At 24.5% G+C, this 13021-nt stretch carries 12 protein-coding genes, 1 tRNA gene and 1 other RNA gene; all 14 read left to right on the top strand.

Features of this window, described 5'->3' with window-relative positions; all coding sequences use genetic code 4:
• Positions 1–4: 4 nt before the first annotated feature.
• Positions 5–1282 (top strand): histidine--tRNA ligase, encoded by a 1278-nt coding sequence (gene hisS / locus KQ877_RS00970; protein WP_216488778.1) that lies wholly within the window; start codon positions 5–7, stop codon positions 1280–1282.
• Positions 1266–2948, top strand: a complete 1683-nt coding sequence (gene aspS / locus KQ877_RS00965; RefSeq protein WP_216535765.1) for an aspartate--tRNA ligase — start codon at positions 1266–1268, stop codon at positions 2946–2948. Before hisS ends, aspS begins: the two co-directional genes overlap by 17 nt.
• 10 nt (positions 2949–2958) lie before the next feature.
• The gene (secG, locus tag KQ877_RS00960) at positions 2959–3195 is read left to right on the top strand and encodes a preprotein translocase subunit SecG (RefSeq protein WP_216535764.1); all 237 of its coding nucleotides are present in this window, start codon (positions 2959–2961) and stop codon (positions 3193–3195) included.
• Between the two features lie 3 nt (positions 3196–3198).
• Positions 3199–5307 carry a ribonuclease R gene (gene rnr / locus KQ877_RS00955; RefSeq protein ID WP_216535763.1) on the top strand — a complete coding sequence of 703 codons (2109 nt, stop codon included), beginning with the start codon at positions 3199–3201 and terminating at the stop codon, positions 5305–5307.
• Positions 5308–5314: 7 nt separating this feature from the next.
• A complete protein-coding gene (gene smpB / locus KQ877_RS00950) occupies positions 5315–5752 on the top strand; it encodes an SsrA-binding protein (protein ID WP_216488782.1) in 438 nt (145 codons plus the stop codon).
• A gap of 21 nt (positions 5753–5773) precedes the next feature.
• Positions 5774–6149, top strand: a transfer-messenger RNA (tmRNA) gene (ssrA, locus tag KQ877_RS00945).
• Between the two features lie 79 nt (positions 6150–6228).
• Complete coding sequence (locus KQ877_RS00940; RefSeq protein WP_246529770.1) at positions 6229–6915, top strand: 16S rRNA (uracil(1498)-N(3))-methyltransferase; 687 nt, start codon at positions 6229–6231, stop codon at positions 6913–6915.
• 81 nt (positions 6916–6996) lie between these two features.
• A complete protein-coding gene (gene rplM, locus KQ877_RS00935) occupies positions 6997–7431 on the top strand; it encodes a 50S ribosomal protein L13 (protein ID WP_216488783.1) in 435 nt (144 codons plus the stop codon).
• On the top strand, positions 7431–7823 hold the full coding sequence (rpsI, locus tag KQ877_RS00930; RefSeq protein ID WP_216488785.1) for a 30S ribosomal protein S9: 393 nt from the start codon (positions 7431–7433) through the stop codon (positions 7821–7823). The genes rplM and rpsI overlap by 1 nt, the downstream gene beginning before the upstream one ends.
• A gap of 35 nt (positions 7824–7858) precedes the next feature.
• Positions 7859–7935 (top strand) — tRNA-Ile (locus tag KQ877_RS00925).
• 86 nt (positions 7936–8021) lie between these two features.
• Positions 8022–9626, top strand: coding sequence for a tetratricopeptide repeat protein (locus KQ877_RS00920; RefSeq protein ID WP_216535762.1), 1605 nt, complete (start codon positions 8022–8024; stop codon positions 9624–9626).
• Positions 9627–9640: 14 nt separating this feature from the next.
• The gene (locus KQ877_RS00915; protein WP_216535761.1) at positions 9641–11107 is read left to right on the top strand and encodes a hypothetical protein; all 1467 of its coding nucleotides are present in this window, start codon (positions 9641–9643) and stop codon (positions 11105–11107) included.
• 141 nt (positions 11108–11248) lie between these two features.
• Entirely contained in the window at positions 11249–12118 is an 870-nt protein-coding gene (gene rpsB / locus KQ877_RS00910) for a 30S ribosomal protein S2 (RefSeq protein WP_216535760.1), read from the top strand.
• A complete protein-coding gene (gene tsf / locus KQ877_RS00905) occupies positions 12118–13011 on the top strand; it encodes a translation elongation factor Ts (protein WP_216535759.1) in 894 nt (297 codons plus the stop codon). The genes rpsB and tsf overlap by 1 nt, the downstream gene beginning before the upstream one ends.
• Positions 13012–13021 lie beyond the last annotated feature (10 nt).

Genomic DNA, 13021 nt, shown 5'->3' with positions numbered 1-13021 from the left:
GCATATGTATCAAAGATTAAAAGGAACAAAAGACATATTTTTAAAAGAGGCTAAAGCTTATGAGTTTATTAAAAATACTTTTTTTGATATAGTAAAAAAATATAATTACAAATATTTAGAAACACCAATAATTGAAGCTACTGATCTTTTTGTTAGAACTAGCGGAGAATTTAGTGATATTGTTAACAAAGAAATGTATGTTTTTAATTCAAAAAGTGGTAAATCAATTGCATTAAGACCTGAAGCAACAGCACCTGCAATAAGAGCTATTATTGAAAATAAATTAACTCAAAACGATGTACACAAAGTATTTTATTATGGAAATATTTATCGTTATGAAAGACCACAAAAAGGTCGTTATCGCGAATTTAGACAAGGTGGGATTGAAAACTTGCTACCAAAAACGCCAGAACTAAACTTTGAAATACTGTTTTTAGCTAATTCATTTTTACAAAAACTACAAATTAAAGATTATATTTTACAAATAAATAATTTAGGAAGTGATTTAACTAGAAAAAAATACAATGAAGAACTAGTTAAGTATTTTAAAAAACACGAAGACAAATTAAGTGAAATAAATAAAAATAGACTACAAAATAATGTTTTACGTATTTTAGATGATAAAGAACAAGCAAATGAAAAATTTATTATTGAAGCACCACAAATAATTGATTTTTTATCAGAACAAGAACAAGCGGATTTTCAAAAATTACAAAATTTATTAAAACAACATAATATTAATTTTGAAATAAACACTTCGCTTGTAAGAGGCCTTGATTATTATAATGATGTTGTTTTTGAATTTGTTTCTACTTCTGAAGCTTTAGGTTCAAAAAGCACCATTTTAGCTGGTGGAAGATATGATGGAATGGTAAAACAATTTTCAGGACCAGATTTAAGCAGTATTGGATTTGCTTTTGGTGTTGAAAGATTAGTTGAAATTATTTTATTTAATCAAGAAAAATATAACTTAGATGATGAATTAGATATCCTTATTTGTTATTTAAATGAAAATGAAAAAGATGAAATTATTAACATTGCACTGGAATTGAGAAAAGAATATTCAGTTGAACTTCACTATGAAAATTTAAATCTTAAAAAAATGTTTAAAAAGTCAGATAGATTAAAACCTAAAATGTTAATATTCAAAGAATTAGGTTCTCAATTTAATGAAATAAAAATTAAATTTTTAACTTTAAATAAAGAATTAGAATTATCATTTACAAATATTGAAAGTTTTAAAACAAAAATAAATGAGGTAATCAATGAAAACAATTTTTAATAATCAAGTTACTTCTCAAATGGAAGGTTCTGAAGTTACACTATATGGATGAATAGCAACAAAAAGAAAATTTAAATCACAATTATTTGTTGATTTACGTGATAGATCTGGAATTATTCAAATCATTTTCCAAAATGTTTCAGATCCTAAATTAACAAAAGAATCAGTGCTAAAAATAACTGGTAAAGTACAAAAAAGACTAGAAGCAAATTTAGAAATTGAAAATGGGAATATTGAAGTTTTAGTTTCTGAATATGAAATTTTAAATTCTTCTGAACAAATTCCATTTGAAGTAACAAAAGAAGAATCTGCTAATGAAGATTTAAGATTACAATATAGATTTTTAGATTTACGAAGTACAAAAATGCAAAAAAATATTGCATTAAGACATAAAATAACCATGGAAACTCGTAAATTTTTTGATCAAGAAGGTTTTTTAGAAATTGAAACACCTATTTTGTCTAAATCTACACCAGAAGGAGCAAGAGATTACCTTGTTCCAACAAGAAAAAAAGGTAAATTTTTTGCTTTACCACAATCACCTCAGCTATATAAACAACTTTTAATGGCTTCTGGTTTTGAAAAATACTTTCAAATAGCAAGAGTATTTAGAGATGAAGATTTAAGAAAAGACAGACAACCCGAATTTACACAAATTGACTTTGAAATGTCATTTGTTGAAAAAGAAGATTTATTTAAACTAGTTGAAAATTACTATAAACATATTTTTAACTCAATTGGTCTTGAATTAAAAATTCCTTTTGAAAGAATGGATTATTTTGAGAGTTTAGATAAATATGGAAATGATAAACCAGATACAAGATATCAATATCTTTTAGAAGATATAAGTGATAATTTTGATGATCAAAATACTTATAAAGCAATTTATTTTGATAAAAAACCTGAATTAAATATAAATAAAGTTTTTGAATTAGCCAAAAAAAATCAAGCAAAAGATTTTATTGTTGTTGAAATTGAAAATACACAAATTAAAACAATTACTAATTTAAATAATTCATTAGCTGATGATAAAATCAATGATATTTTTTCTAAAAATAATTTTGAAAACGGATATTTATTTATTGGTTTTGGAAAATACAATGATGTAGTTAAATCATTAGGTGCAATAAGAACATATTTAAATGATGAATTTAAATTAGCTGATGATAATCAATTTAATTTCCTTTGAATCGTAAATTGACCAATGTTTGAATTTAATGAAGATTTAAACGAATATGAACCAGCACATCATGCATTTACAATGATTGATAAAACAACTTATTCACATTTAGAAAATAAAGAATATGATAAAGTAAGAGCACAAAGTTACGACCTTGTTTTAAATGGTTTTGAATTAGGTTCAGGTAGTGTAAGAATTCATGATTATGAATTACAAAAACTAATGTTTGAACATTTAAAATTAAGTCCAAAAGAAACAGAATCTAAATTTGGATTTTTCTTAAAATCATTTAAATATGGGTTACCTCCACATTGTGGAATGGCTTTTGGACTAGAAAGAATTTTAATGATTCTTACCAAGAGTGAATCAATTAGAGATGTAATAGCATTTCCAAAAAATGCAAAAGGTCTTGATTTACTATCAAATTCACCTTCTGAAGTTACTGATTTTCAGTTAAGTGAATATAGTTTAAAAATAAATAAATAAGGAGAGTGTTATGACTACAGCATTATTAGTTGTTTTAATAATAATTAGTATTTTAATAATAATTGTTTCATTTCTTATGTCACCAGATTCTAATGCATTTAGTGGGGCATTAGTAGGAAGTGGTGATTTAGATTTATTTAAAGTTTCAAAAGAACAAGGGTTTAAAAAGTTTTTAAAATATTTTATGTTAACCCTAGGGAGTTTATTATTAATTTTATCAATTGTATTAAGAGTGGTCTTACCTTAATCAATGTTAACTAAAGTAGAAAACATAAAAGAAAATATTTTAAAATTATTAAAAAACTCATCTAAACCATTAAATTTTATTGAAATTGCCAAAGCTCTTAATATTTCCAAAAAAGATAACAAAGATTTATCAAAAATTATTTTTGAACTAACTGATTTACATAAAATAGAAAAAACCAAAGAAGGTTTTTATTTCTTTTTAGATTTCATTAAAAAAGATATATATAATATTTCAATTTCATCTAAAAGATTAGGTTTTGTTGATTTTGAAGAAGATAAATCTGCATTATTATTACCTTTTCAACTAAATGCAGTTTTAGATGGTGATTTAGTTGAAGTGGAAATATATAGTTATACACAAGAAGAAAAAATATTGTATAGAGCTTATATTGTAAATATTATTGAGCATAAAAAACAAGTTATTGTGGGTAATTTTATTAAAAATCAAAATGATCAAATATTTTTTGATGCAGCTGATGAAAAAGATAATGCAAATTTCTTTATAAATGTACCAACAAAATTTTATTATGACTTAAAACAATTTGTAAAAGTAAAAGTACTACAGCCAAGAAAAAACGCAAGAAAAGTAGATCTTGAATTTTTAGAGTACATTGGAAAAACAGATGATAAAAGAATAATTGAAAAAAAAATTATTGCACAAAACAATGTTGATATTAGTTTTGAACAAGAAGTATTAAATGAATCAAAAAACCTTCCTAAAGAAATAACAATTGAAGATTATAAAGGTAGAAAAAATCTAGAAAATCTTTTTACTGTTACAATTGATGGAAATGATACAAAAGATTTTGATGATGCAATTAGTTGTATAAAAACAAATTCAGGATATAAATTGTGAGTGCATATAGCTGATGTAAGTCATTATGTATGTGAAGATAGTTTTATTGATAAAGAAGCTTTAAAAAGAGGAACAAGTATTTATTTACCTGATAAAGTAATTCCTATGTTACCTTTTGAATTATCTAATGGAATTTGTAGTTTAAATCCTCATGAACTAAGAGCGGCTTTAACTTTAGAAATGGATTTAGATAAAAATGGATTAAATAAAACTTTTGAAATATATCCTTCAATAATCAAATCAGATCATCGACTTACTTACGAAAAAGTAAATGAATTTTATGAAAACAAACATAGTTTTGATAATGAAACTAATGAAATGTTAAACGTTGCAAAAGAAATTTCTCTATTAATAAGAAAACAAAAAATTAGTGAAGGTTATGTGGATTTTGAAATTATTGAACCAAAAATTATTTTAAATAATGAAGGTGATGTAATTGATATTAAATTAAAAGAATCAGGGTTTAGTGAAACAATGATTGAAGATTTCATGGTAAGAGCTAATGAAACCGTTGCTAAAATGATGTTTGATAAAAAAATTCCTTCAATTTATCGAATCCACGATCTTCCATCTGATGAAAAACTTTATAATTTACAACAAGTTTTAAACTTTTTAAATATCGATATTAAAGTACCTTTTTCAGGTGATAGTAAAGAATTTGCAAAAATGGTTTTTAACCTAAAACAAATAAAATTCGATGATTTTATAAAAATGTATTTACTTAGAACTTTACAAAAAGCAAAATATTCTGAACAAAATATTGGGCATTTTGGTTTAGCAAGTAAATTTTACTCACATTTTACAAGTCCAATAAGAAGATATCCTGATTTACTTTTACATAGACTTATTCGTAATTATATTTTTACAAATAAAGAACTACAAGCAGAAGATAAAGACATACTAAGTCAAAAAATCCACCTTATTTCTGAATTAAATAGTGAATCAGAAAATGTTGCTTTAAATGTGGAGAGAAGCGTTGTTGATTTAAAAAAATCAGAATTTTTTGAAAAATTTGTAAACAAAACAATTGAAGCAACGGTTGTTTCAATTGAAAAATTTGGAATATTTTTTGAAAGTCAAGAATACAAAACATCAATTTTAGTTCGTTTTGAAGATATGCAAAATGAAGAAATGGTACAAGTAACTAATTTAGAGGCTAAATCTAAAACAAGAAAAATATTAGCAGGAAATAACTATTTAATTAAAATTACTGAAACAGATCCATTAAAAGGTAATATAAGTGCAATACTAGTTTAGGTGTGTTATGAAAATAATTGCAAAAAATAAGTTTCAAAAATCTGAATATAATGTTTTAGATACGTATGAATGTGGGATTAGCTTAGAAGGTTGAGAAGTAAAAAGCATAAGACAAGGTAATGTGAATTTAAAAAATGCTTTTTGTAGTATTAAAAATTCAGAAATGTGAATTAATAATATGCATATTTCACAATATATGTTAGTTAAAGGTGACTCAGAAAGACCGAGAAAATTACTTTTACATAAAAATGAAATTTATCGCATTATGTCTAAAAAAGATCAACTTTCATTACAAATTATCCCTTCAATGATATATTGAAAAGAAAATCATATTAAAGTTGAAATTTTATTAGTTAAACATTTAAAAATTCATGATAAAAGACAAAAAATAATTAAAAAAGAACAAGAAATGAAAATGAAAAAAATTCTTAACAGTTATAAATAATGTTATAATTATTTTGCTTTTGGGGGTGTAATGGTTTCGACAGATATAGGCTCCTTTAAAATGCAGTGGTTTGGCAGACCATAATGCTTCTAGGCTTTCAATAAACGGAAAGAACGAAAACAAAAACATAGAAGTTTCATCTTTTATGTTAAACAAATCACAAAATCTACTATTTGCTTAATAAATACTAGTCGCTTTACTAATTCTCAGTAGTAAATGTCGTTATATGAGATTAGATTATGCTTTTGTAATAGCGGCATAATTGAAAATAATATTACTTCTAATAAAAAATTTTGTTCTATTTTATATTTATTAGAATATTAAAAATAGACTAAACTGTAGATTTTTAAAGTAAGTTTATGTGTGGACCGGGGTTCAACTCCCCGCATCTCCACCATTTTTTTATTTTTGGTAATTAATTTATGACTTTAAATTATTAATAATAAACACCAAAAAACCTGATAAATAATAGATTTTTGTATAATCTTATTATCATGATGAGATTTATAGTTGATAAAAAATATGATGATAAAAATTTTATATTATCAGATGAAACATTAAACCATATAAAAGTTGCAAGACAAATTAATAAACAATTTATTTGTGTATATGAAGAAAAATTTTATGTTTGTATTTTAGAAAATAAAATGGCTAAAATCATAGATGCACTTGATTTAGATCATGAATTTAAAAATCAAGTAGCGTTAGCAATTCCATTAATAGTCCCAAAAAATTTTGAACTAGTTTTACAAAAAGCAACTGAATTAGGAGTTACTGATATTTATCCATTTGCAAGTGAATTTAGTCAATATAAAATTGAAGATTTTAATAAAAAAAGAGAAAGATATGAGAAGATAATTTTTGAAGCTGCACAACAAAGTTTTAGAAATAAACAACCTTTTTTGCATAATTGCGAAAAATTTGGTAAAATAATATCACTAGAATATAAAAATAAATTTCTAGCTCACGAAAAATCTAGCGCTGCAAGTTTAATATCATATCCGAGTGATAGTTTATTTGTAATTGGTCCCGAAGGTGGCTTTAGTGATTCTGAAGTTAACCTTGCGCTGCAAAACAACTTTAAAATTATAAAACTCACAAAAACAATATTAAGAGCTGAAACAGCTTGTATATATATTTTGAGTAGAGTAAATGAAAATTAAAAAAATTATTAACATATTAAAAAAAATTTGTTATAATAAATAAGCATTATTTTATTATAAAGATATTAAAAGGAAAAGCACATGCGTCAAACTACAATTATAAAACACTTAGAAGTAGAAAAAAAATGATACGTAATTGATGCTAAAGACCAAGTTTTAGGACGTTTAAGCGCAATGGTTGCATCAATTCTAAGAGGTAAAAATAAACCTACATTTACTCCAAATGTTGATATGGGAGATAATGTTATCATTATAAATGCTAAAGAAGTTGTTCTTACAGCAAATAAAGAACAAGATAAAATTTACTACTCACACTCAGGATATCCTGGTGGATTGAAAAAAATCAACGCTAAAGATTTAAGAACAAAAAAACCAGAAGCTTTAATTGAAAATGCAGTTAGAGGAATGTTACCACACACAAAATTAGGAAGAAAACAATTTAAAAATTTATATGTATATACTGGAAGTGAACACAAACACGAGGCACAACAACCAGTTCAAATCGAGGTTAAATAATGGCAGATGTTAGATACTATGGATTAGGTCGTCGTAAAAGTTCAGTAGCTAGAGTATACATTAAACCTGGTACAGGAAAATTCCTAATTAATAAAAAAGAAGCAAATTTATATTTAAATAGCGATATTTTATTAAAAGATGCTAAACAACCATTTGGATTAACTGATACAGTTGACCAATACGATATTGAAGCAAATGTTAATGGTGGTGGTTTAACAGGTCAAGCAGGAGCAATTAGATTAGGTATTGCAAGAGCTTTATTAGAAGTAAATGCAGAATATCGTTCAAATCTTAAAAAAGCTGGAATGTTAACACGTGACGCAAGAGTTAAAGAACGTAAAAAATACGGATTACGTAAAGCGCGTCGTGCAAGACAATTCTCAAAACGTTAATTATTATAATAAGTGGATTATATCCACTTTCACATGCGAGCGTAGCTCAGCTGGTTAGAGCACACGACTGATAATCGTGAGGTCGATGGTTCAAGTCCATTCGTTCGCACCATTTCACAAAAGTGACCAAAAAGCCATTTATAAGTTGGCTTTTTTATTTTTTTTAACTTATAATTTTAATTATTACGAGGTATTAGTATGAATCAACAATTTGATAAAAATAATTTAGAACAAATAAAAAAAACAATTCAGGAATATGAAACAAAAAAACAATTTGACAGACTATTTGCATATTTTGAAACTTTAGAAAAAGAATACAAACACAACTTACAGTTAGTTGTTTTAATGGTTAGAATATGTTTAAACAACAATTATCCAGAAAGAGCAAGAAAATATTCAGAACCACTTGTTAATTTAGTTCCTGAAAACAACAGATCATATAATGAATTAATGTGTGCTGTATACGATAGAAATTATGAATTTTATAATGCTAAATATTTTTTATTACGTTTATTAAAAGATTATCCAGATGATAAATTTTATTTAACACAATTAAGTTTATATAATTCTTTTACAAGTTATTTCAACGTTAGACATAGTTTTATAACTTATATTTATGAAATATCAAAAATTTTATTAAATGAAATAAAAATTTATAAAAAAGAACTTGAAAATAAAAATACCAACCAAAAATATAAACATTTAAATTTTACAATCAATACAATCCCCGACTTAGAGGTTTTACTAATAAACGATAATAATCAAATAATACCTAAAATAACTTTTAATTTTGAAATTGGTGAACTTATTTTGCTTACTTATTTAGCAAAAAGTTTTTTAAGAAATCATCACATTGATATGATAATTTCTACAAATCCTTATGCAATACCAACTATTGTTAATAAACAAACAACCGATGAAATATTAAAAAAAATATTAATTAATATTGACAAAAAAGATTACATAAATGGACATAAGATAATAATTTATCACAGTTTAAATAATGAAGATGAATTAGCATATTTAGAAACTATTTCACTATATTTAAAACTATGTGGAAATTATCAAAGTATTATAAAAATTTATGACGAAAATCTTAAAAAAACTGATAAATTACTAAGTTTACAAAACTTTTTAATTTGAAGTTTTAACGATTCAAAAAACAACCAAATAATTCACGACTGAAAAGATATTTCAATTGAAATTTTAGATTTTAACTACACAAAAAAACACATTTTTTCTAATTTTATAAAAACTTATAAAACAAGTGATCAATATTTTTATTTTGATTTATTGTATAGAAATGGTTTGATTGTTTTAAATTTAGATTTTGAAACAAATGATGTAGAAAAAACTAAAAATAATTTCATAAAATGGGTAAATGAATATTCAAAAGAAACTTACCAAATTTTAGATATCAAAACAGATAAAAATCACCTAAACGCTGAAGTTTTAATGTTTGATGCAAGAAATGATTCATTATCTATGTTAAATAATAGTTTTTGTGCTCAAAATGATGAAATAAATACATTAAAAGTTAATTTATATAATAATTCTTCAAATAAAGAAATTATTTATTCAAAACAATCAGAATTTAAAGATTTAAGCATTTTATTTGATTATCCATTACCTGAAATATGTAACAATCAAACAATTAATACATTTAAAGCAATAGCAGAAGAAAAAGCTAAATATTTAAAAAATAACGTTGATACAAAACTAGCTGATTATTATTTAAAATATAGAATGATGAAGATAGATAGTTGAATTGAATTAAATAAAGATGAAACAGAAGAAAATTAATAAAAAGGAAAACTATGAATCAAAAGAGATATACTCAATTAGATGAACAAACCATTGCAAATATTAAAAAATTAATGAAATCTAAAAACTACGCAGAAGTAGAAGTGATTTTAGATAATATTGAAGAAGAACTTTTAGGAATTTATTTTATTGCTTCTTTTGTGTTTAATATTTATGAAATCATGGAAAAAGATGAAAAAATGTTAAAAGTAATTAACACTTTTGAAAAATACAATAAAAGAAATTTTGAATATTACCATTTATTAACAAAATATAATTTACATTTACATAAATATTATCAAGCTCATAAAAGTTCAAAGTTAATTTTTGAAAATTCAGATAAAAAACCAATTCATTTTTTACCAATGGTAGAAACCATTGCAAAATTTTCATCAGCTCCTGATTTTACTAATTTTAATGAAAATATTAACAATGAATTTTATGACAATGTAATAGAAAAATATGAAAAAGAATTTGACTTAAAACAAGATTTTGTTTTTGAAAATCCTTTTAGTTGAAGCGATAATTTTAAATGAAAAGCAGTATTTAAAACAAAAAATAACTGAGAATTATTAGTTGAATACAATTTTAACATTTATGATTCACTTTTATTAATGCATATAAAATTAGGAATTGAAAATAGTTACAAAAATCTTAAAGTTCATTTAATACCAAGAAAAAATTATCTTCCTAATTATTCTTCTATTGAAGCTAATAAACTTATTGAAGGTTTAAAATTTGATTTAAAATTAAACAAAACAACTAAAAAATATGATCTTAAAGCTTATGTTATTGATAACACAATGGAAACACTTAATTATGCAAATAGTTTAAAAACATTTTTTAAATTGCTTGCTCCATTTGGAAAATACCAAGTTTCATTTAATGATTATCCTGCAGAAGATTTATATAATTTTGAAAATGTAGTTGAATTTTTATCTGAAAATTCTAAACACTATACTTGACCAAAAAAATATGACTATCTAAAAAAAATAAGATTTTCTTATATTGCAATGGAAGATAATTATTTTCTATTTGAATTACAAAATTGATTAAAAAAAGACAACTATGAATACATGGGTTATTTACACGAACAGGGAATTTATTTTCTTGATCTTGAAATAACAACAGAAGATATTCATGCTACCATTAAAAATTATTTATTAAATTTTTATGAAAATAATTTAGATCATATGATTATTTTCAATTTTTCAGCTCAATATAAAACAATTACACTTACTTTGATGATTCTTAATTCATCTTCATCATTTATAGAAAATATTTATAAAGAAATTTCAATAGATAATAATGTTTCATCTATTGTATTACAACCATTGCAAAACCAAACTGACAAAAAATTTACTCTGTATTCAAAAACAAGAATCAACAATGAAAATAATGTAAAAAAATACAATTATAATTTTTTCTATAACAAAAACTTAGCTAATATACTTATAAAAAAACTTAAAGAAAAAAAATAATATGCTAAAATTAAAGAGTACTTATTTATAAGTACTTTTTATATATTAATGAAATTAAACACTGTTGCGGATTTTATTGGGTGTGTCGTATATGATGCCAATATTTAGAAACAGCAGGACGATAAAACAAAGGAAAAAAACATGGAACAAACAACACAAAAACCTGTTGAAAAAACAGAAGTAAAACAACAAGCACAAGACATTATTTCGCGTGCTAAATTATTAGAAGCTGGAACATACTTCGGACGTCGTCCAAGTGTATGAAATCCTAAAATGAAACCATATATTTATGGAAAAAGAAACGGAAATCACATTATTGATGTTTCTAAAACACAAAAATCATTAGAATATGCATTCAAAATGATTCAAAAAGCTTCTTCAAAAGGAGCAAGATTTATTTTTGTAGGAACAAAAAAACAAGCTAAAAACATTATTGAAGAACAAGCTAAAAGAACTAATTCTCCATACGTAAGTGAACGTTGATTAGGTGGAACTTTAACAAACCAACAAACAATTTTCAGAAGCGTTAGAAAATTAGAAGAATTAGAACAAAGACAAGCACAAGGATACCCAGGATGAACCAAAAAAGAAGGTTTAGAAGCTGATAAAAAAATCGCTAAATTACAAAAAAACCTAAACGGTATTCGTTATATGCACCAAACTCCACAAATTATGATAGTAGCAAGTCCATTAGTAGATGATATCGCTATTAAAGAAGCAAGAAAAAAAGGTGTTAAAGTATTTGGAATTTTAAATACAAACGGAAACCCAGATGATGTTGATTTTGGAATCCCTTCAAATGATGCTTCAGTAAAATCATTAACATTAATTTTAACAGTTTTAGCAGATGCTATTGCTTCAGGTAGAGGCGAAAAACAATTATTTGCATACCAATTAGATGAAAATATAGTTTTACCTGAAGATCCTAAAAAAGAAAATTCAGACGAACCAAAAAGATTCGTAAGAAAACCAAGAACTGAAGAAGTTAAAGAAGAAAAAGAGGAAAAATAATGGCAGCAGATTTAAAATTAATTAAAGAATTACGTGAAAGAACAAACTCAGGATTCTTAGACGTTAAAAAAGCTTTAGAAGAAACAAATAATGATATTGAAGCTGCAATTAAATGACTACAAGAACACGGAGTAGCAAAAGCAGCTAAAAAAGCTTCAAGAATTGCTGCAGAAGGTATCGTAAAAGCTTCCCACAACGATAAATATGCAGTTGTATTTGAATTAAATTCAGAAACTGATTTCGTTGCTAAAAATGATTTATTTAAAGAATTAGTAGTTACAATTGAAAAATTACTATTAGAAAATGAATTTACAACTTTAGAAGATGTTTTAAAATTAAAAGTTGATGGTGTAGAATTACAAGAAATGATCACCAATGCAACCGCTAAAATTGGTGAAAAAATTACTTTAAGAAGAGTTGAAAAAGTAACTCCAAATGAAGGTGAAGTTATAGCAACTTATACACACGCAAATGAAAGAATTGCTACAATTATTTTAGCTAAAGGTTCAAACCAAGAATCATTAAGAAATGTTGCAATGCACGTTGCTGCCTTGAATCCTTCTTATGATTTTGAAACACAATTACCAGAAGAATTAGCAACAAAAATTAAAGAAACTGCATTAGCAGAAGTAAAAGAAAATCCTAAATTCGATAAATTACCTGAAAAAGTACAAAATGATATGTTACAAGGTAAATTACGTAAAGCATACAACGAAAATAATGTTTTAGTTTTCCAACCATTTGTAATGGAAGATTCAAAAACAGTTGCTCAATATATGCATGATAATAACTTAGAATTAATTTCATCACTACGTTTTGAAGTTGGTGAAGGTATTGAAGTTAAACATGTTAATTTTGCAGATGAAGTTGCTGAACAAATGGGAAAAAAATAGATATCAAAAA

The organism is Mycoplasma zalophi (assembly GCF_018914005.1).
Lineage (GTDB): Bacteria > Bacillota_I > Bacilli_A > Mycoplasmatales > Metamycoplasmataceae > Metamycoplasma > Metamycoplasma zalophi_A.
Note: the sequence above shows the minus strand (reverse complement) of the source record. Positions and strands in the feature narration are given on the sequence as shown.